15 protein-coding genes are annotated in these 22,149 nt (G+C 44.2%); 9 read left to right on the top strand and 6 right to left on the bottom strand.

Annotated features, from left to right (window positions below; all coding sequences use genetic code 11):
- Positions 1-32: 32 nt before the first annotated feature.
- Together F8C76_RS08105 and F8C76_RS08100 are read right to left on the bottom strand one after the other, a co-directional pair.
- Positions 33-1,142, bottom strand: a complete 1,110-nt coding sequence (locus F8C76_RS08105) for a DUF3137 domain-containing protein (RefSeq protein WP_152131224.1) — start codon at positions 1,140-1,142, stop codon at positions 33-35.
- 12 nt (positions 1,143-1,154) lie between these two features.
- Complete coding sequence (locus F8C76_RS08100; protein WP_152131223.1) at positions 1,155-1,703, bottom strand: LemA family protein; 549 nt, start codon at positions 1,701-1,703, stop codon at positions 1,155-1,157.
- 330 nt (positions 1,704-2,033) lie between these two features.
- Here F8C76_RS08100 and F8C76_RS08095 point away from each other — a divergent pair, with 330 nt between their 5' ends.
- The 4 genes from F8C76_RS08095 to F8C76_RS08080 all read left to right on the top strand — a co-directional run bounded on the left by F8C76_RS08095 (position 2,034) and on the right by F8C76_RS08080 (position 9,684).
- The gene (locus tag F8C76_RS08095) at positions 2,034-5,057 is read left to right on the top strand and encodes a tetratricopeptide repeat protein (protein ID WP_152131222.1); all 3,024 of its coding nucleotides are present in this window, start codon (positions 2,034-2,036) and stop codon (positions 5,055-5,057) included.
- Between the two features lie 13 nt (positions 5,058-5,070).
- Positions 5,071-6,822 (top strand): TonB-dependent receptor, encoded by a 1,752-nt coding sequence (locus F8C76_RS08090; RefSeq protein ID WP_152131221.1) that lies wholly within the window; start codon positions 5,071-5,073, stop codon positions 6,820-6,822.
- A gap of 103 nt (positions 6,823-6,925) precedes the next feature.
- Positions 6,926-8,014 (top strand): OmpA family protein, encoded by a 1,089-nt coding sequence (locus F8C76_RS08085; RefSeq protein WP_152131220.1) that lies wholly within the window; start codon positions 6,926-6,928, stop codon positions 8,012-8,014.
- Positions 8,015-8,064: 50 nt separating this feature from the next.
- Positions 8,065-9,684 carry an amidohydrolase gene (locus F8C76_RS08080; protein ID WP_152131219.1) on the top strand — a complete coding sequence of 540 codons (1,620 nt, stop codon included), beginning with the start codon at positions 8,065-8,067 and terminating at the stop codon, positions 9,682-9,684.
- Positions 9,685-9,730: 46 nt separating this feature from the next.
- Here the strand turns inward: F8C76_RS08080 and F8C76_RS08075 are convergent, their stop codons facing one another.
- Positions 9,731-10,261 (bottom strand): DUF2911 domain-containing protein, encoded by a 531-nt coding sequence (locus F8C76_RS08075; protein ID WP_152131218.1) that lies wholly within the window; start codon positions 10,259-10,261, stop codon positions 9,731-9,733.
- A gap of 241 nt (positions 10,262-10,502) precedes the next feature.
- Between F8C76_RS08075 and asnB the strand changes: the two genes are divergently transcribed.
- The 3 genes from asnB (at position 10,503) to F8C76_RS08060 (ending at position 15,443) form a co-directional block, all read left to right on the top strand.
- On the top strand, positions 10,503-12,173 hold the full coding sequence (asnB, locus tag F8C76_RS08070) for an asparagine synthase B (RefSeq protein WP_152131217.1): 1,671 nt from the start codon (positions 10,503-10,505) through the stop codon (positions 12,171-12,173).
- A 243-nt stretch (positions 12,174-12,416) separates the two neighbouring features.
- Complete coding sequence (gyrB, locus tag F8C76_RS08065; protein WP_152131216.1) at positions 12,417-14,357, top strand: DNA topoisomerase (ATP-hydrolyzing) subunit B; 1,941 nt, start codon at positions 12,417-12,419, stop codon at positions 14,355-14,357.
- 72 nt (positions 14,358-14,429) lie between these two features.
- Positions 14,430-15,443 carry a DUF6588 family protein gene (locus tag F8C76_RS08060; RefSeq protein WP_152131215.1) on the top strand — a complete coding sequence of 338 codons (1,014 nt, stop codon included), beginning with the start codon at positions 14,430-14,432 and terminating at the stop codon, positions 15,441-15,443.
- 92 nt (positions 15,444-15,535) lie between these two features.
- Here F8C76_RS08060 and F8C76_RS08055 read toward each other — a convergent pair whose 3' ends face one another.
- Positions 15,536-15,907 carry a hypothetical protein gene (locus F8C76_RS08055; protein ID WP_152131214.1) on the bottom strand — a complete coding sequence of 124 codons (372 nt, stop codon included), beginning with the start codon at positions 15,905-15,907 and terminating at the stop codon, positions 15,536-15,538.
- Between the two features lie 250 nt (positions 15,908-16,157).
- Between F8C76_RS08055 and mdh the strand changes: the two genes are divergently transcribed.
- Together mdh and secDF are read left to right on the top strand one after the other, a co-directional pair.
- Positions 16,158-17,084, top strand: a complete 927-nt coding sequence (gene mdh, locus F8C76_RS08050; protein WP_152131213.1) for a malate dehydrogenase — start codon at positions 16,158-16,160, stop codon at positions 17,082-17,084.
- A 222-nt stretch (positions 17,085-17,306) separates the two neighbouring features.
- A complete protein-coding gene (gene secDF / locus F8C76_RS08045; protein WP_152131212.1) occupies positions 17,307-20,270 on the top strand; it encodes a protein translocase subunit SecDF in 2,964 nt (987 codons plus the stop codon).
- Positions 20,271-20,358: 88 nt separating this feature from the next.
- On the opposite strand, the gene F8C76_RS08040 is transcribed toward secDF, so the two are convergent.
- Both F8C76_RS08040 and F8C76_RS08035 read right to left on the bottom strand, forming a co-directional pair.
- Positions 20,359-20,874, bottom strand: coding sequence for a GNAT family N-acetyltransferase (locus tag F8C76_RS08040; RefSeq protein WP_152131211.1), 516 nt, complete (start codon positions 20,872-20,874; stop codon positions 20,359-20,361).
- Positions 20,861-22,120, bottom strand: a complete 1,260-nt coding sequence (locus tag F8C76_RS08035; protein WP_152131210.1) for an ATP-binding cassette domain-containing protein — start codon at positions 22,118-22,120, stop codon at positions 20,861-20,863. The genes F8C76_RS08040 and F8C76_RS08035 overlap by 14 nt, the downstream gene beginning before the upstream one ends.
- Positions 22,121-22,149 lie beyond the last annotated feature (29 nt).

The raw sequence follows: 22,149 nt of genomic DNA, 5'->3' as shown, positions 1-22,149 counted from the left end.
TCGTTAATGCAAGTTTTGGAGGGTAAACAAGGTCATTGTGCCCAGATTTTGGTGTTCAGGTTCAAATCTTCTACAATGTCCATGGCGGCGTTGATGTCTTCATAAAAAAGTTCAATGGCATTGGAGGTGGTCAAGTTTTTGCTTTCGTTCAAACTGAAAAAGCCATGGGGATGCTGAACTCCCATGTACAACTTGTTTTCCTTGAAAGAAAGCATAATGGATTTGTTGACCTTTCTTTTTAAGTTCGTGATTCGTTGCATCAGGGAAGGGGTCAGGATATAGCGCGCTTCCACTTGATCATTACTGTAGACCACAAACTCTTTTTCAAACTCAGGGTCTTCAAGTTCAACCAGTGAGTCTCGGTTGAGGTTCAATTGTTGAATGGTCTTGGCAAAGTACCCCACTTTTTTTTCAAACCGATCGGGAAGAACAATGGTGGTGCCGTTGAATTTCTTGTTGAAGTCCATAATGGCAAACATGCCCAAGAAACTACTGCCAGTTTGTTCAAAACTATGTTTTTTGGAAAGCCATGGTCTCAGATAAGTAGAGAACAACAAAAAATGTGTGAAAAAGGGGATGTACATAAGATAGGAACCGTAAAGACTTTGATTAAGGATTTTTACATCTCCAATCTTTATGGAAGTATCTCCTATTTTTCCTGATAAGAGGCCAAAGTTGAGGTTATGGACCTTGTGTTGTGTATGGCTTTTTGTGGTAGCAACCTGTAGATAGTTTGTAATCAGTTTGCTAGCTTCTATTTCTTTGGAAGTGATCTGTAGGTTTTCATTGAATGCAAATCCCGGAGCCATTTTTGTGAGAAGGGTTTTGAGGATTTCCCTTTCCACCTTTTTATACTTGTTTTTATAGCGTTGCGAAGTGGTCAAAAACACAAAAAATGGAATCCAGTACAGCACCATGAAGGTTTGGAAGGAAAACCATGAATGGGCTTCGGAAAGCTTGGTCATCCATTTGAGATAAGTGGCATTGTTGGTGTAAAGAACCATTGGTAACGAGGTAGATCCCAAGAGAATGATGACAATGAACAATGCACTGCCAATTTTAAAGAATCGATAGCGCTTGCGCAGACGCTCTGCCTTTTCTAATATGGGAAGGAACTTTTTTCTTGTGGTGGTAAAGTCCATAGTCCTAAAATTTTAGTCAAAGGAGATTGTTGGGAGTTCCGCTTCCAAGGGATCAATGATGAAAAAGGTTTTTGGGGAATACCCCATAATTTTGCCCATAAAGTTGGATGGGAACATTTCCAAGGCATTGTTAAAGGCATTCACGGCTGCATTATAAGTCCTTCTTGCGGCAGAGAGCTGTTCTTCCACTTCGTTTAAACTGGACTGGAGTAGCAAGAAGTTTTCACTCGATTTTAAATCGGGGTAAGCTTCAACGGCTATATGGAGTTTTCCCAACATTTGGTTCATTTGGCTTTCTAGGTTCAACCGTTCTTCATCGGTAAGGTTTTGGGTCACGATTTTTTCCCGTAATTTGGTGATTTCGGAAAGGGTCTCCCGTTCATGGACCATATACCCTTTGACTGTTTTTACCAGTTGGGGAATCAGGTCCGTTCGTTTTTTCAGCATAACATCTATACTGCTATAAGCCTCGTGGGTCTTGTTTTTTTTGGCGATTAAATTGTTGAACAAAAAAATGACCAACAAAAGAAGTACGATAAAAAGAATAATGGCATAAGTCATGACTTTGCGTATTGGATTAAACATAAAATGAGCAACGTGTTAAATCAAAGACAAAAAGAGGTTGTGGCCCTTGATCGGTATAGTGAGGTTGAACTATGAAAACAAAAAAAAACGCCACAGATTGTCCTTAACTTGGACAAGATGTTGATGACATTGTTATTTTTGAGGTATGAAAGCTCTAGAGGTAATTGAGCTTTGGAACCAAAAGTAGCAATTCTTGAAAAACCACCAAGGAATACCCTTATAAATTCGACATATTACGGGCCAAACATACTTTGGCTCAAATTTTGACGTTATGGTAAAAGTTAGTCGAGAACAGCGTAGAACACTATGAATCGAAAAAACCTTCTCCTTATTCCCATGGTATTGGGAACTTTTTTTGTGCTTTCGGCACAGGAAACCAAAGTATATACCCACGAAAACAAAGCGTACCAAGATGCCTTGGCACTGTACAACAACCAACAGTACCAAGCGGCACAGACCATCTTTGAGACGGTAAAGGCCAGCACCAAGGATCAAGAGACCGAGGCCAATAGCGCTTACTATGCTGCCAATGCCGCCATCCGGTTGAACCAACGCGGAGCCGATAAAATGATGGAGGATTTTGTGGAGCGTTATCCCACCTCTACCAAACGGAATTCCGCATTTTTGGATGTGGCCGATTACTATTTCGAGACCGGAAAATACCCCTATGCCCTAAAATGGTATAAGAAAGTAGACGAATCATCCATGGCGTATTCAGATAGGGAACGGTTCAATTTCAATAACGGATATGCCCTTTATGCTTCAAAAAGACCACAAGAGGCCGAACGCTATTTGAACAAGGTGAGCACTTCCCAAAAATATGGATCGCAGGCCAAGTACTATTTGGGCTACATCGCCTATGAGCAAGATGACTATGATCAGGCCACCGCACGTTTCGACCAGATTACCGATCAGGATGTGCTAAACGAAAAATTATCGTATTACCAAGCGGACCTGAATTTTAAACTGGGGAAATTTGAGGAGGCCATTGCCATGGCCAAAAAGCAATTGCCCAAGTCCAACCGGCAAGAAGTTTCCGAACTCAATAAAATTATTGGGGAAAGCTATTTCAACCTGGAACAATATGCTGCAGCCATTCCTTATTTGGAAGAATACAAGGGCAAAAGGGGGAAATGGAGCAACACGGATTACTATCTGTTGGGTTACAGTCATTATAAACAAGGTGACTATGAAAATGCCATCCAACAGTTCAATAAAATTATAGGGGGCAACAACAATGTCTCCCAAAATGCCTATTATCACTTGGCGGAATGCTACTTGAAACTGGATAGGAAACCGGAGGCCCTCAATGCCTTCCGGAATGCTTCCCAAATGGACTTCAGTCCAGAAATCCAAAAAGATGCCTTTCTCAACTACGCAAGGCTCAGTTATGAAGTTGGAAATGCCTACGAACCTGTTCCACAGGTACTGACCCAATATTTGGAAACCTATCCAAAAGATGCCCATCAGTTGGAAATCCAAGAACTTTTGGTGGATTCCTATATCACTTCCAAAAATTTTGAGGGAGCCATGCAGCTGTTGGAGGAAAATAAAAACTACGCGAGTAGGGAGACCTACCAAAAAGTGGCTTTCTATCGTGGGGTGGAACTCTTTATCGATGGAGATTATGAGGCCGCTTCGGAACGATTTTCCAAATCGTTGAGGAGCGCGGAAAATAAAGGATTTGAAGCTCGAGCCCTGTATTGGAAGGCAGAATCGGCCTATAGATTGAACCGTTTTGAGGAAGCTTTGGCAGATTTTGTAAAACTCCAAAGTCTTCCAGCGGCCCGATCCATGCCCGAGTATCAAGAACTGGATTATAATCTGGGATACTGCTATTTTAAGTTGAAGGATTACAACAACGCCATTTCATATTTCAAAAATGTGGTCAATTCCAATGCCCTTGATGAACAACGGAAGAACGATGGCTATTTGCGGTTGGGGGACAGCTACTTTGTGACCAGCAAATACCAATTGGCCATGAGGGCCTATGACGAATCTTCCAAAATGAACGGACCGGAGCGGGACTATGCCGCCTTTCAGAAAACACTTAGTAGCGGATTTTTGGGGAACAATTCGGCCAAAATTGAAGGCTTGAACGAATTTTTAAGGCGATATCCATCTTCTACCTTGCGGGACGATGCCCTTTTTGAATTGGGGAACTCCTTGATCAAAAATGGCCAGGAAAACGAAGGATTGAGAACCTATGACCGACTTGTCTCAGAATATTCACAGAGCAAGTTCGCTCCTCGGGGAATGTTGAGGCAGGGATTGGTGCACTACAATGCCAGTAGGAACCAACAAGCATTGGACAAGCTCAAGGAAGTGGTCCAGAAGTATCCCAATACCCCAGAGGCCAAACAGGCGGTGGCCACGGCCAAATTGGTCTATGTGGACGAAGGTAGGGTAAGTGAGTACGCCGCTTGGGCCCGTAATCTGGATTTTGTGGAAGTCACGGACGCTGAGCTGGACAATGCCAGTTTTGAATCGGCCGACCGAAAATATGTGGAAGGGAAAACCGATGCCGCCATTCGGGGATATGAAGATTATTTAAAGGAATTTCCCAACGGACTCCACGCCCAAAACGCCAATTTTTCATTGGCCCAATTGTACTTCTCCAAAGGAGAAAAGGACAAGGCCCTACCCAAATATCAGGCGGTGGCCAATAGTGGAAATGGGGAATACACCGAACAGGCCCTTACCCGCGTTTGCGAAATCTACGTGGAAAAGCAAGATTACAAAAGTGCCATTCCCTATCTAAAACAGTTGGAAAGCAGGGCGGACATTGTGGAAAACAGAACCTTTGCCCAATCCAATTTGATGAAAGGGTATTATGGGCAGGAAGATTACCGTCAGACCATTGCCTATGCGGAAAAGGTGTTGAAAGCGCCCAAAATTGATGATAGAATCAAGAGTGATGCCCAAATCATGATAGCACGATCTGCCATCGCAACCAACAATGAGGCCTTGGCCAAGACCGCGTATCAAGATGTGAAGAAAATTGCCACCGGTGAATTGGCGGCCGAAGCTTGGTATTACGATGCCTATTTCAAGAACCAAGAACAGGATTTTGAGGGCTCGAATGTAGCCGTGCAAAAATTGGCAAAAGACTATTCAGCCTATAAGCAATGGGGCGGTAAAGGACTGGTGATCATGGCCAAGAACTTTTACAATTTGGGCGATGCCTTCCAGGCCACCTATATCTTGGAAAGTGTGATCAGCAACTTTGCCGAGTTTGATGAAATCGTGGCCGAAGCCAAAGGGGAGCTCACCGTGATCAAGGCCAAACAAGCCGAAAGCAATTCTTCAGTAGACCCCAACGGAAATTAAATCGAGACACAGCATGCAAAAGAGAACCTATATATTTTCACTACTATTTTTGAGCCTTTGTGGAATCGTTGTCGCCCAAGAAACCGATGACATTGGTACGGAGACGGTAACGGTGGTAAAACCGTATTCCCCCACCGTTTCGGATGCCTTCAAGATAAAGTCGGCCCCCAATCTCAATGATTCCATAGTACTGCAAAAGAAGAAAATCGATTACAGTATTTTTTCGGTCCCTGTGGCCTCGACCTTCACCCCGGCCAAAGGAAAAGCCTCGGGAGTGGAGCGGACGCCGCCACCCACCTTGTACAACTCCTATGCTTCGGTAGGGTTGGGCAACTATAACAATGCCCTTGTGGATGTGTACACCAGCAGAGAATTTAATCGGGGAGAGGATTTGTTGGATTTTGGACTGACCCATCAATCTTCCCGTGGGGATTTGGATTCAACCCCCCTGGAAACCGATTTTTACAACACCAAAATGAACGCCTCCTACGCCAAAAAGGACCGATATATGGATTGGGGTGCCAGCATTGGATTGCAGCATCAACTCTACAATTGGTACGGTATCCAGAATGATGCGTTCGATGAAACTACCGTGGCCGCCATGGACGAACAGCAAAATTATTTCAATGCTGAGGCTAAGGCGCATCTCAATATGGAGGATTCATTCTTCAAGACCGGAAATATCTTGTTGCGCCGCTTTTGGGATGCCACTGAATCCGGGGAGAACCGGGTGGTCATCAAGCCCACTTTGGAGTTGCCCATTACCGAAGAACTGGTGACCATTGGGGCCAAGGTGGATTTTGTAAATGGAAATTTCAAGAATGCCTCCCTGAACAATACGGCCAATGACGGAGAAATCAACTATAGTCAATTGCAAGCAGGGGTCACCCCAAGCCTTTTGATTTTAAGGGATGATCTTACCGTAAACCTCGGGGCCAGTTTTGTATATGGATTGGATACGGAAAACAGCGATAGCAATTTCTATATTTACCCGGCGGTTACAGCTTCTTACAGGGTGTTGGACGAAAACGTGATCGCCTATGGAGGAATCGAGGGCGAACTGAAACAAAATTCCTATCACGATTTTGTAATGGATAACCCCTATGTGTCACCCACATTGAGTGTAATGCCCACCGACCAGCAGTATGAAGGCTATGTGGGACTCAAAGGACAGTTGACTTCCAATATTGGGTATAACATCAAGGGGTCGTACACGGCAGAGAACGGAAAACCACTTTTCTTCTTGAATCCGCAGAACCTGCTTCGGGACGATGAAAAAAGCTATTACTATGGCAATTCCTTCCAGGTTTTTTATGATGATGTAAAAACTTTGGGCATTTTTGGGGAGTTGAACGTGGATGTCAATCGTAACTTTAGTTTAGGCGTCAATGCAGAATTTTATGACTACGATACCGAAACGGATAATCCTGCTTGGAACCTGCCCACCATAAAGGGCTCTTTGTTCATGGACTATCAGATCAATGAGCAATGGTATTTTGGGGCCAATCTGTTCTATGTAGGTGAGCGCGATGATTTGGTATCGCAGGCGACCGTGGGAGCGGAGCCGTTTGAGTTTCCGTCGGCCATAGTTACTTTGGATAGCTTTTTTGATGCCAATGCCCATGCCGGATACCATATCAATGAGCAGCTTTCGGTCTTTGTGAAAGCCTCCAATATTGCCAATAGCGATTACCAAAGATGGGCCAATTTTAGGGTGCAGGGCTTTCAGGCGTTGGCAGGGGTGTCATACAAGTTTGACTTCTGATTTGTAGGTAAATACGCAATAATTTGTTAAAAATGGCGTTGTAAATCTTGCGCCAGTCCCAAATGTGTACCATGATTGGTTGCTCCAATTTAATTGGAACACCATGCAGTTACGATACTTTCACATAGTGCTTTCCATTAGCCTTGTGCTGATGTTTTCTTCAACAAAGGCCCAGAACTTGGTTCGTAATGGTGGTTTTGAGGATTACAAGACCTGTCCCGTTAAAATGAGTAACCTGAACAAGGATGCGGAACATTGGAGCGCACCTACCTTGGGAACCACGGACTATTTCAACGAATGTAGCAGGACCAAATTGGGCATCCCCATGAACTTTAAAGGGAAACAGGAGGCATTTGAGGGCACTGCTTATGCAGGAATGTATCTGTATGCCCCAAAGGATTACAGGGAATACATTCAAGTACCCTTGACCGAAACCTTGCAAAAAGGACATCGATATCGGTTGCGATTGGTCATGAGCCTTTCCGAAAAATCGGATGGGGCTGTAATGGATATGGGTGCCGTATTTGCGGAAAAGCCCCTGTCCATCCATACCAAAAGGCAACTTTCCCACAGAGCGTTGACGTCTCAGATTGTGCAGACCACCCATATCAAGCAGTTTTCTGCACCCCATTTTTATGATGACCGGCAAGATTGGACGGAGCTTACCATGGATATTGTGGCCAAAGGATTTGAAACACACCTAATTCTGGGGAATTTCATGAGCAATGCCGCAACACATTATCTCGATTTTAAAAACAACGATTCCAATGCGGAAGGCTATGCCTATTACTATTTGGATGATATTTCGTTAACTTACTTAGGTCCCGAATACCAACCCAATGAAGTCTATGTGCTGGATCATGTCAATTTTAAATTTGACCGGTTTGATCTACAGCCCAAGGCCAAGCAAAGCCTTCAGGATGTGTTTGAATACCTGAAAAAACATCCCAACCTCAAAGTATCCATCAGTGGGCATACGGACGATTTGGGTTCCGATTCCTATAATGATGTCCTATCCAAGGAGCGGGCCAGTAGTGTGGCCAAATACCTTTTGGGGCTTGGCCTCGAAAAAAATAGGATTTCCTATAAAGGATATGGGGACAAAGTGCCCTTGGACACTACCCTTACGGACCAAGCCCGAAGAAGAAATCGCCGGGTGGAATTCGTGATGACCGAGTTTGTGGATGAGTAACCCTTGAATATTCCCTACATTTTCTATTTTTGGAGGAAACCATCCGTTCCATGAAAAAGTATATCCTCCTGTTATCCATAGGTTTCTTCTTGGCCTGTAACCCAAAAGAAGAAGTGGACCTAATTGTTTACAATGCCAATATTTATACCGTTGATGGCGATTTTTCCAAGGCCTGTTGTATGGCCATCAAAGATGGAAAATTTGTGGCCGTGACGGAAACTGCGGACATCTATCAAAAATATACCGCCAAGGAAGAACTGGATGCCAAAGGCAAGACCATTGTTCCCGGTTTTATTGATGCCCATTGCCATTTTTATGCATTGGGACTAAACCAACAAGTAGTGGATTTGGTAGGGACCACCAGTTTTGAGGAAATATTGGATAAGGTGGTGGCCTTTCAAAAAGAACGCCCAGCCGATTTTATTTACGGAAGGGGATGGGACCAGAACGATTGGGAAGTGAAGGAGTTTCCCACTAAGGACAGATTGGATGAATTGTTTCCGGATACGCCCGTTGTACTGAACCGAATTGACGGACATGCAATTTTGGTCAACCAAAAGGCTTTGGATTTGGCCGAAATCACTTCGGAAACTAAGGCTGTAGGGGGTGATATCATCAAAAAAGATGGGGAATTGACAGGGGTTTTGGTGGATGGTCCCATGGGAATGGTCTATGCCATTATGCCAGAACCTGCAAGGGAAGCTCAAATCCAGGCGCTAAAGGATGCCGAAAAATTATGTTTCGATTATGGATTGACCACAGTGGATGATGCTGGTTTGGACCGAGGGACCATCGAGCTCATTGATAGTTTGCAGCAAGCTGGGGATTTGTCCATTCGGGTATACGCCATGGTGAGCAGTTCTCCGGACAACTTGGATTATTTCCTGAACAAGGGAATCATTAAAACTGATAAATTGAATGTACGCTCCGTAAAAGTATATGGTGATGGTGCATTGGGGTCTAGAGGGGCGGCGCTAAGGGCTCCCTATTCCGATCAGCCTGGCCATTATGGGGCCATGGTCACTCCGGTAGACCAGATTGGGGCTCTGGCAGAGCGTATTGCAGCATCGGATTATCAAATGAATACCCATGCTATTGGGGATTCGGCCAATGTAGTGGTACTACGGGCCTATGAAAAGGCCTTGGAAGGAAAACAAGACCGTCGTTGGAAGGTGGAACATGCACAGGTAATCTCTCCTGTGGATTTCGATTATTTTGAAAAAGGAATCATTCCATCCGTACAACCTACCCATGCCACCAGCGATATGTATTGGGCCGAGGACCGTTTGGGGCCAGATCGCGTAAAAGGGGCCTATGCCTTCAAAGAGTTACTGGACAAAGCGGGAACGGTGGCTTTGGGAACTGATTTTCCCGTAGAGCAAGTGAGTCCGTTCCTAACCTTTTATGCTGCCGTGGCCCGGAAGGATGTCAATAACTATCCCGAAGGAGGATTTCAAATGGAAAACGCCCTGTCCCGTGAAGAAACCTTAAAAGGAATGACCATTTGGGCGGCCCATTCCAACTTTGAGGAACAAGAGAAGGGGAGCATAGAACCCGGGAAACTTGCAGACTTTGTGATTTTGAGTGAGGATATTATGAGCGTTCCCATAGAGCAGGTTCCCCAACTGACGGCAGATCAAGTTTATGTTGCGGGAAAACAAGTGAAATAAAAAAAGGAGGCTTATGCCTCCTTTTCCTTTTTCATAGCAATGGATTTTAATAGCTGATAGGCAAGAAAACACGGGTGGTTCCCCATCCCAAGACCATGTCGCCTTCATCCTCAAAAGTGATGGAAAAAGCCTCCAATTCCTCATCATCGGTACCGGCTTTTGCGGTAACCCTTGCCACATCGGCAGCACTATCATACGAGTAGGCACCCCATTGGTTCAAGTTACTGTTCAGGATAACCGTCCATTCGTCATCACCGGGAATGGTGAAAAGCGAATAGGTACCTGCTTTAACGGTTTTTCCACCAATGTTGGCATCCTTGTACAGAATGACTTCCGTGCATTCGTTGGCTCCGGTCCTCCATACCTTTCCGGCAGGGGCAAGCTCTGAAATGCTGCGTCCTTTCAATTGAGGACGACTGTAAATGACTTTTATGGCTTTGTCGGATTCCCTATAGCTGGTAGGATAGGTGGCAATATCGGCCGGACTTTTGTCCAATCCACTGAAGTTCTGTGCCGTTAGCTCAGAAGTAAATACCAACGCCAAGGTTAAAAAAGTAAATAAGAATACATTTTTCATGATTGCGATTTTAGTTGTTTTCAAAACTAGGATGTAAACACAAGCTGTTTTAATAAAGAGACGTTAAAATTTAGGAACCTTACAAAGTGTTCAATTTTTCAATAAAAACCCAATATGTGCTTTCAATACGTCTTATATATCTACTTAAATGTAACATAATGAAATTAAATATTGATTATTTATTTTATTTGAAAACATATAGGGTCATATTTGCATAGAAATTGTTACTAATACTCGATTTATGTGTGGAATTGTATGCGCATTTGATGTGAAGGAAAGTACAGAGGTACTTAGACCACAATTACTGGAGATGTCAAAAAAAGTTAGGCACAGAGGTCCGGATTGGAGTGGAATTTATGCAGATGACAAAGCTATTTTGGCCCATGAGCGATTGGCCATTGTAGATCCAGCTTCAGGAAAGCAACCTTTGTTCAGTGCCGACGGCAAGCTGGTTTTGGCTGCCAATGGCGAAATATATAACCATAGGGAACTCAGAAAACAGTTTGAAGGAGAGTACGAGTTCAAAACTGAATCCGACTGTGAGGTGATTTTGGCACTCTATCAGAAAAAAGGAGTGGACTTTATCGATGAGATGAACGGCATTTTTGGTTTTGCCATTTATGATAGTGAGAAGGATGAATATTTCATCGCCAGAGATCACATGGGAATTATTCCCCTATATATTGGATGGGACAAGAACGGGACCTTTTATGTGGCCTCGGAATTGAAAGCTTTGGAAGGAACATGCTCCAAAATAGAGCTTTTTCCTCCCGGACATTACTTACACAGCTCCGATGGCGAATTTAAAAGATGGTACCAGAGGGATTGGATGGACTATGAGGCCGTTAAGGAAAACGAGACCAGCATTGCCGAGGTGAAAAAAGCTTTGGAAGATGCGGTGCACCGTCAGTTGATGTCCGATGTGCCTTATGGGGTTCTATTGTCCGGAGGATTGGATTCCTCGGTTACCTCCGCTATCGCCAAAAGATATTCCCAAAAGCGTATTGAGTCTGGTGATACTGCCGATGCATGGTGGCCACAATTGCACTCTTTCTCGGTAGGATTGGAAGGTTCGCCGGATTTGGCCGCTGCCCAAAAAGTGGCCGATCATATAGGGACCGTACACCACGAAATAAAATTCACCATTCAAGAAGGCTTGGATGCCATCAAGGATGTGGTCTATAACTTGGAAACCTACGATATTACCACCATTAGGGCCTCCACGCCCATGTATCTAATGGCCAGGGTCATTAAGTCTATGGGAATAAAAATGGTCCTGTCAGGAGAAGGCGCTGATGAGCTTTTTGGTGGGTACCTGTATTTCCACAAGGCACCAAGTCCAAAAGATTTCCATGAGGAAACCGTACGAAAATTGGATAAGCTCCACATGTATGATTGTCTTCGTGCCAACAAATCCTTGGCGGCATGGGGCATAGAGGGCCGAGTTCCGTTTTTGGACAAGGAATTCATGGATGTGGCCATGCGAATCAACCCAAAAGATAAGATGATCAATGGAGAGCGTATGGAGAAATGGGTGGTGCGTAAAGCATTTGAATCCTACTTGCCCAAAAGTGTGGCCTGGAGACAAAAAGAACAGTTTTCAGATGGTGTTGGATACAGCTGGATAGACACGTTGAAGAGCATGGTACAGGAAGAGGTGAGCGATGAGCAATTGGCCAACGCCCACTTTAAATTTCCTATCCAGACCCCAACGTCCAAGGAAGAATACTATTACCGTTCCATTTTTGAAAGTCACTTCCCTTCCGATGCGGCAGCGTTGAGTGTGCCACAAGAGCCTTCCGTGGCCTGTAGCACCAAGATCGCACTGGAGTGGGACGAGGCCTTCAAGAACATGAACGACCCATCAGGTAGGGCTGTGGCCAATGTGCACACCGATGCCTATGTTAAATAAGAATTTTAAGATTATGTAGAAGGAAGATGTTGTTTTGTTTCATTTTCAATTAGTCGGAAAAGCCCCTTGGATAAGGGGCTTTTTGTTTTTGTTACGCTTTGGTTGTGCAGACCGGGAAGTTGTTGGTTTTCCACATTTTTTTGTTGATAACTTAGGGGGTTCAAGAGGCTTCAAGGGCCTATTTCATAAGGGTATTACTTATATTTGTAGGATTTGAAAATTTGAAGGCAAACACAAGAATATATGAGCGAAGAAGCGAATAAAAAACAGTACTCGGCGGATAGTATCCAGGCCCTTGAGGGTATGGAGCACGTACGTATGAGACCTTCCATGTATATTGGCGATGTAGGGGTCAGAGGATTGCACCATTTGGTATATGAAGTAGTGGACAACTCCATCGATGAGGCCATGGCTGGATATTGTGATACCATTGATGTAGTCATCAACGAGGACAACTCCATCACCACCAAGGATAACGGAAGGGGTATCCCTGTAGGCTTGCATAAAAAAGAAGGCGTATCTGCCTTGGAAGTAGTCATGACCAAGATTGGTGCCGGGGGTAAGTTCGACAAGGACTCGTATAAGGTATCCGGGGGTCTTCACGGGGTCGGGGTATCCTGTGTGAACGCACTTTCAAAACATTTGAAGGCAACCGTCTACCGTGAAGGTAAGATTTGGGAGCAGGAATACAAAAGGGGAAAAACACTGTACCCGGTCAAAAGTGTTGGGGACAGTAATGAAACCGGTACCATCGTCACTTTTGTGCCAGACGACACCATTTTCACCCAAACCACGGAGTATAGCTACGAAACCCTATCCAATAGAATGCGTGAACTGGCCTATTTGAACAAAGGCATCACCATTACATTGACGGATAAGCGTCACAAGGACGATAAAGGAGAGTTTATTTCCGAAACCTTCCACTCCGAAGAAGGATTGAAGGAATTCATCAAATTCCTGGATGGAAACCGTGAACCCTTGATCCAAAGTGTGATCTCCATGGAAGGAGAGAAAAACGGAATCCCTGTTGAAGTGGCCATGGTCTACAACACAGGGTATACGGAAAACCTCCATTCTTATGTGAACAATATCAATACCCACGAAGGAGGTACCCACTTGTCCGGTTTTAGAAGGGGTCTTACCACCACACTAAAGAAATATGCCGATAACTCCGGTATGTTGGACAAGCTGAAGTTTGAAATATCCGGCGACGATTTTAGGGAAGGACTTACGGCCATTGTGTCCGTAAAGGTGGCAGAACCCCAATTTGAAGGGCAGACCAAGACCAAGCTGGGTAACCGCGAGGTGACCAGTGCCGTTAGCCAGGCCGTTTCTGAAATGTTGAGCGATTATCTGGAAGAACATCCTGAAGATGCCAAACAGATTGTAGAGAAAGTAAAGCTGGCCGCACAGGCAAGACATGCAGCTGCCAAGGCCCGTGAGTTGGTGCAGCGTAAAAACCCCATGAGTGTGGGGGGGTTGCCTGGAAAACTTTCGGATTGTTCGGAACAGGACCCTACCAAGTGCGAAGTGTTCTTGGTGGAGGGAGATTCCGCGGGAGGTACGGCCAAACAAGGTAGGGATAGGAACTTTCAAGCCATCCTGCCACTTCGGGGTAAAATCCTCAATGTTGAAAAGGCCATGCAACACAAGGTCTTCGAAAACGAGGAAATCAAGAATATTTATACCGCGCTTGGGGTGACCATTGGTACCGAAGAAGATAGCAAGGCGTTGAACTTGGGCAAGCTACGCTACCATAAAGTCGTAATCATGTGTGATGCGGATGTGGATGGTAGCCACATTGAAACCTTGATTCTTACGTTCTTTTTCCGATACATGCGTGAATTGATTGAGGGTGGACACGTATATATTGCCACTCCACCATTGTACTTGGTAAAGAAAGGTGCCAAAAGACGCTATGCTTGGAATGACAAGGAAAGGGATCAAATCATTGAGTCCATGAGCGGTGGGGCAAGTATCCAACGCTACAAAGGTCTTGGTGAAATGAATGCTGAACAGTTATGGGATACCACCATGAATCCCGAGTTTAGGACGTTGCGCCAAGTAACTATAGACAATGCCACGGAATCTGACCGAATCTTCTCCATGCTGATGGGTGATGAGGTGCCTCCAAGGAGGGAATTTATAGAGAAAAATGCCGTCTATGCCAACATAGATGCATAGATAACAACCGTTTCACAACAAAAACTCGCCCCAAAAAGGCGAGTTTTTTAGTTTTAGGAAAAATTTTACAAAATGAAAAGAATAATTCTTTTGGTGTCATTGTGCAATTTTTCCTTGGCAATGGCCCAATCCAACCTCAACGACATTCTGGCCGCAGGGCTCGATGATGCCGAACGGTTTACCACAGCATGGTTAAATCCAGTTACCGAAGCCGGGGTTTATAGCATCTCCAACGGATGGTATAATACGGCCGATGCAAAGCCCTTGGGCGGTTTCGAGATTTCAATTATTGGAAACCTCACAGGATTCAAGAACAAAGACAACAAAAAAGCGTTCACTCTGGATACGAACGATTATGAAAACCTCCAGTTTGAAGATGGAAGCACATCCAAATTGGTATCCACCGCTTTGGGGGATATTCAGGGAGTAGGGGTGTACGTGGAAGCAGAGATAGCTCCCGGTGTTACGGAACGCGTAGACTTTGAATTGCCGTCCGGTTTGGCTTCCGAGGACCTCAACTTTGTGCCTTCAGGATACATTCAGGCCAGCGTAGGCCTCATCAAGGGAACCGAAGTGAAAGCACGGTTTTTGCCCAAAATCAATACGGATGATGTGAAGATTGGTCTCTTTGGATTTGGAATCCAACACGATTTCACCAAACACCTTCCGGCCGATAAGATACTTCCCGTTGCCATTTCCGCGGTAATCGGGTATACCAATTTAAGCGGGGAATATGATTTTACCAATACCGATGTCATTGATGGGGAAAACCAACGTATCGATGCCAAGTTCAGCTCATGGAATTTCAGCGCTGTGGCGTCCACACGCTTGCCTGTAATCAATTTCTATGGTGGATTGGGATACATCACCGGAAAATCCGACACGGATGTTTTGGGAACCTACCAAGTGCAGTCCGGACCATTCCAGACCACTTACGAAGACCCGTTCAAAATCAGCAATAAAGTTAGCGGAGTGGTGGCCAATGTCGGCACCAAACTAAAACTGGGATTTTTCAGGCTCAATGCCGATTACAACATAGGGGAATTCAACACCTTTACCTTTGGAGTAAACTTTGGGTTTAGATAAACCGAAAATATAACCGACCGTTTGACCCATGTCAATTAAAAAGGCCCCAACTATGTTGGGGCCTTTTATTCTCATATAGGTAGTCTTGCCAGTTAATCCCTGGTGGCAAAGACCGAACCATTTTCCAGGGTTAAAATCTCAGGGTCGCTTGCATGTTCTAAATTGACCGTGATATCGGTAACCTGTGGGTCACCGTAAATTATGGAGTAGGTGCCGTTTTCTTCGGACCATTTAAAATCGGTATAAAAAACCAGTTTGGAATTGGAATAGCTCTGGTATCTTCCAAGGTAAACATCATTGAAAATCCATTCTTCGCGGGTGGTGCTGGAACCTTTTCCCTCAATGGTAGAGGTTTGTGTGTTGGCCCAGATGCCCAATATGGGATCGTTGTTCTCTGGTATTTGGCTACAGTTGCTCAAAGCAACAATACCTATTACGGCCAGCAATGAAAAGAGCTTCTTCATAGGTTAAGTAGGTTAAAACTGATTTTGGGACTATTAGAACGCAGGTTTGTAGGAAACTATTGTATTCTGGGTGATGTCAATGATCAATTTGGACCATATCTTCGATGAACTGCATATTTTGTTAACAATTTCATGGATTTTGTCCATTTGTGTTACGTGTCAAGATTTGAAGCACTAAAACTGGTGAAAGTCAGTTTTTTTCTGGGCTAAATGCCTTATTTTTGAGCGATTAAAATTTAAACCTATAAACATGAAAGTTACCGTAGTTGGAGCAGGCGCAGTTGGAGCAAGCTGTGCGGAGTATATTGCAATGAAAAATTTTGCATCGGAAGTTGTTTTGTTGGACATCAAGGAAGGGTATGCCGAAGGAAAGGCCATGGATTTGATGCAAACGGCATCCTTGAATGGTTTCGATACCAAGATTACCGGAACCACCAATGATTATTCCAAGACAGCGGGGAGTGATATTGCGGTAATTACCTCTGGAATTCCACGTAAACCGGGAATGACGCGTGAAGAACTTATAGGAATCAATGCAGGAATTGTAAAGACTGTGGCTACCAACCTTTTGGAGCATTCCCCAAATACCATCATCATTGTAGTGAGTAACCCTATGGATACCATGACCTATTTGGTGCACAAGGCCACAGGTCTTCCCAAGAACAGAATCATTGGTATGGGTGGTGCTTTGGACAGTGCCCGTTTCAAGTACAGATTGGCAGAAGCGCTTGAAGCACCCATCTCTGATGTGGATGGAATGGTAATCGGTGGACACAGTGACGTGGGTATGGTACCTCTAATTGAACATGCCACACGAAATAGTGTAAAAGTTTCGGAATTCCTTTCCGAAGATAAAATGCAATGGGTCGTTGAAGAGACCAAAGTTGGTGGCGCCACATTGACCAAGTTGTTGGGAACCAGTGCTTGGTACGCTCCCGGAGCTGCGGTTTCCGGATTGGTGCAGGCCATTGCATGTGACCAGAAGAAAATGTACCCATGTTCCACGTTTTTGGAAGGAGAATATGGATTGGATGATATCTGTATTGGAGTTCCCGTGTTGTTGGGTAAAAACGGTATAGAGAAAATCGTTGAGATTGAGCTTAGCGATGCCGAAAAGACCAAGATGCAGGAAAGTGCCGAAGGGGTTAAAAAAACCAACGGACTGCTCCAACTGTAATTTAGGTCAGGATACCATATAAAGTGTCATTTTGAGCCAAAAAAGTGGTGGATCTCCGGGAAATGATTCCAGGATTTTGCCTCTGGTTCAAAATGACATTTTTTGTTTTTATGGCGTAACTGTTAAGTAGAATTGCAATTACATGAATTTCTATTGGCAAATCTTATCGGAAATGATATATTTGCACGCTGTTTAAGAAAACTTCTAAAAATTTAATAATCCATGCAGAATAAAGGACTTATAAGGCTTTTCGCGATCCTTTTTGGCTTGGTGAGTGTCTATCAGTTATCCTTTACTTTTATCACAAGTAAGTTGGAAAAGGATGCTGAGGCTTACGCTGTTAGCCAAATTTCGGAAGCTGAGGAAGATTATGTCGCCAAGCGTGAAGCTTTAGAGGCATCGTATTTGGATTCCATCAGTGACAACACTGTTTTGGGCTTTACCAGCTATGATGATGCCAAGAAAAAGGAGCTGAACAAGGGGTTGGACCTTAAAGGAGGGATCAACGTTACCCTGCAGATTTCCGTAAAGGACATCTTGAAAGGTTTGGCCAACAATACCAAAAACCCGGTTTTCAACAAAGCATTGGCCGATGCCGATAATGCTTCCAAAAATAGCGACGCTACTTATTTGGAGTTGTTTTTTGAAGCTTTTGACAATATCAAGGGAGATACCAAACTGGCTTCCCCGGATATTTTCGCCAATAAGGGCCTAAGTGATGATATCAATTTTCAAATGTCCGATGATGAGATAAAGCCTATCATCAGAAGAAAGATTGATGAGTCCATTGTTTCTGCATTTGAGGTACTCCGTGAGCGTATCGATGGTTTTGGGGTAACCCAGCCCAATATTCAAAGGGAAGGGAACTCTGGCCGTATTTTGGTGGAACTTCCAGGTGCTAGGGATATTGCCCGTGCACAGGAATTGCTATCCAGTACCGCCCAGTTGGAGTTTTGGGAAACCTATGAGCAAGGAAACCAAAGTTTGGGTGCCTTCCTGGTTAGTGCCAATGAAAGATTGAAAGAGATTTTGGAGCCGGAAGTGGTTGAGGAAGTAATTGCCAAGCCAGAATCTGAAATAGATTCCTTATTGTCCGATGTGGCCCAAGATTCTTTGGACATGACTCAAGAGACCAATCCATTGTTGGGTAAATTGATTCCTGCCAATCCGGGAAGCCATGCCATTGCAAGGGCTTTGGTGGCCGACACGGCAGAAATTGGTGGGTATTTAAGAATGCCACAGATCAAGAGATTGGTGCCTAATGACATTCAGTTTGTAAAGTTTCTATGGGAGAGACCGGCCCAAGATTCTGAAGTAGTGGAATTATATGCCCTTAAATCGAATAGGGATGGGGTTCCAAGAATCAGTGGGGATGTGGTTTCCGACGCCCAGGATACTTTTGATCAATACAACAAGCCTGCGGTGAACATGACCATGAACACCCGAGGCGCCAAGGAATGGGAAAAACTTACTGGGGATGCTTATGGCAACCAAACCGGTATTGCCATTGTTTTGGATAATAAAGTTTATACAGCGCCTGGAGTTTCCACAGGACCCATTTCAGGTGGACGTTCCGAGATTACAGGAACCTTTACGGTAAATGAGACCAAGGATATTGCCAACGTATTGCGTGCCGGTAAACTTCCCGCATCTGCAGAAATCATCCAATCCGAAGTGGTTGGACCATCATTGGGACAAGAGGCCATTGATAGTGGTTTCACGTCGTTCATGATAGCCATGCTCTTTGTATTGGTATGGATGATTTTCTACTACGGAAGAGCAGGTGTCTTTGCAGACATTGCCCTAATATTCAACATTCTATTGATTTTTGGGGTATTGACAAGTTTGGGGGCGGTATTGACCCTTCCCGGTATAGCAGGTATCGTGTTGACCATTGGTATGTCCGTGGATGCCAACGTGCTTATTTTTGAAAGGGTAAAAGAAGAATTGATTCGAGGGAAAGGAAAGGCCCAGGCCATTGCGGATGGTTTCGGAAATGCACTGTCTTCTATTTTGGATGCGAACATTACCACTGGATTGACCGCGATCATTCTTTTCATTTTTGGTTCGGGACCCATTAAAGGATTTGCCACTACCTTATTGATTGGTATTGTAACGTCTTTGTTCACGGCCATTTTTGTGACTCGATTGATGATTGAGGCCTACACGGCCAAAAAAGGTAGACGTTTGGATTTCTTCACGGCGATTACCAAGAACTTGTTCAGCAATCTGCATATCGATTTCTTGTCCAAAAGAAAGATAGCCTATATTATTTCTGGAATTTTATTGGTGGTAAGTACATTTTCCCTATTCACCAATGGACTTCAGCAAGGGGTTGATTTTATTGGTGGACGTTCGTATCAGATTCGTTTTGAAAAAGCGGTGAACCCGTCAGAGATCGCTTCAGAATTGAACGAGGTATTTGGTAGTGGAACCAATGTGAAAACTTTTGGGGATGCCAACCAAATTAAGATTACCACTCCATATAAGGTGGACGAAGAGGGTGTAGAGATTGACAATGAAATTCAGGATATGCTTTACACCACTTTGCAAAAATACTTGCCCGATGGTACTTCCTTTGAAGACTTTACTGTTGGAGCATCTGAAAAGTCCATTGGAATCTTACAATCGGTGAAAGTAGGACCTACCATTGCGGACGACATCAAGAAAAATGCCTTTTTGGCCATTTTGGGATCGTTGGCAGTAGTGTTCCTATATATTTTATTGCGATTTAGAAAATGGCAGTTTTCTTTGGGAGCTGTTGTAGCGGTATTCCACGATGTGGTGATCGTATTGGGAATCTTCTCGTTAACAGGAAGTATTATGCCTTTTAACATGGAGATTGACCAAGCATTCATTGCGGCCATTCTAACGGTAATCGGTTACTCGTTGAACGATACCGTGGTGGTGTTTGACCGAATCCGGGAAATAGTGGGCCTTAAAGGTTGGAAAGCCGGTGAGAACATCAATGAAGCTTTGAACAGTACGTTGAGCCGTACGTTGAATACATCTTTGACCACGTTGATCGTATTATTGGCCATCTTCATATTTGGAGGGGAGAGTTTAAGAGGATTCATGTTCGCCATGATCATCGGGGTTGTTGTAGGTACCTACTCATCCGTGTTCATCGCAACTCCAGTAATGTTCGATTCTTTGAAGAAGAAAATTGCTGCATTGACAGCATAGATCAAGTTTTAGATTATATAAATAAAAGCCGCTCAAAGAGCGGCTTTTATTTTTTTGCATCGGTATGTGTTATTTTTTTCTGCCCCGCTTAGACGAGTCTTTTGCCCATGGCATGAAACTCAAAATGTTCGGACCCAATTTGAAAAGAGTGGCTTCCGAGGAATTCAAAGCCATTCTTTTCATAAAATGCAATGGCCCTTTTGTTTTCCTTGAGTACGGAAAGCCAGATATGCTCAAAACCATCCGATAGGGCCTTGTTCAGTACTTCGGTCTGGAGGGCCAAACCCACTTTTTGGGATAAAAAATCCTTGAGCACGTATATCTTTTGGAGCTGGCACACATTTCTGGAATCAATAAATGGGGAAGGAGAGTGCAATTTAAGTTTTGCATATCCCACTGGAAGCTGATCAATATGAGCCAACCAGTACGCATTGCTGCCCTTTTTTAAACTGTTGGCCAGCTTTTCCACAGCAAAGGTACGCTCATAATACTCCATTAGGTCGTTCTTGTCCCTAAAAAGGTGACCAAAGGTTTCGGTGAAGGTAAACCTTCCCAAAAGGGCAATACTGGTGGCGTCTGCCTCGGTAGCTCTACTGATTTTCATGATGGACTACTTTTCCAACCGAACCTGTGGGTTTCATCTCCAGCACATAATTGAATTGGGGGTTCAACCCGGCTTCGGTCCTATGTGAAACAAAAATAATGGTGGTATGGCTTTCTTGGGCAATTTTATTGACCAATGCCACAAAAAGGGCAGCACCGGCATCGTCCAGTCCGGCAGTGGGTTCATCCAAAATAAGAAGAGGAGGGTGTTTGATCATGGCACGGGCGGTCATGACCAACCGTTTGTTCCCTGCCGAAAGCTCTCTAAATAGTTGGTCTCTTTTGTCATACAGATTCAAAACCTTAAGCCATTCGCGGGCCAATAGTTTTTCGGTTTGTGTGGGCAGCACATAAAGGCCAATGGAATCATGAAGCCCCGAGATGACCATATGTTCCAGAGTGTGGTACCCTCCAAATTTGTCGGTCATGGCCGGAGTGTAATAACCAATCTTTTTTTTGAGGTCCCAGACACTCTCCCCGCTACCTTTTCTCTTGCCAAAAAGAGAAAGCTTTTCCCCATACCCTTTGTGACTGTCTCCGGTAATCATGGATAAAAGGGTGGTTTTTCCACTGCCGTTGGGGCCTATCAGTTGCCAAAACTCCCCTTGTTTTACCTGCCATTGAATAGTGTCCAAGACTTTACGGCCGTCAAAACTGACCGATACGCCATCAAAATGGACCAGTTCTAAATCGTCAAGAGGAATAGGGTCCAAAGGAGGGGGGATAGACCCAGAAAATGATGCCATGCTCTGTTGATTGGCTTCCCAAAAGGATTCTTTGGAGGCGTACTGAACCAAAGTATCACCTTCCAGTTTAAAAAAGTCCGTGGTAATGGGTAGGATGTCTTCCAACCTGCTTACCAGTTGAACCAAGGTTTTGTTTGTTCCTATGGAGCAAAACTCTTCCTTTAAATAGGTTTGCGTGGCCACGTCCAAGTTATCAAATGGATTCACCAAAACCAGAAAATCAGTGTTTTGTGCCATTAAATGGTTGAGCAATGCTCTTTTCTGCTCCCCACTGCTCATGGATTTAAGGGACTGATGGGTGGAATGGGTCAAGATTTTGAGGTCATGCCTTTCTTCCTCATCCATGAATCGTTCTATCTCTTTTCGGGAAAATAATGCTCCTTTTTTATGGGTCAATTCTTCAAAGCCTTCTATGGAAACTTGATGCAATAAATCGTGGATCAAGCTGGATGTGTTGGAGGCATTATTGATTAAAACGGCAAAATTTCTGGTGGTTTGCATGCTTTGGAGGAAAATCTCTATTCAAGGCA

The sequence above is a fragment of the Flagellimonas olearia genome, assembly GCF_009184425.1.
GTDB lineage: Bacteria > Bacteroidota > Bacteroidia > Flavobacteriales > Flavobacteriaceae > Flagellimonas > Flagellimonas olearia.
Note: the sequence above shows the minus strand (reverse complement) of the source record. Positions and strands in the feature narration are given on the sequence as shown.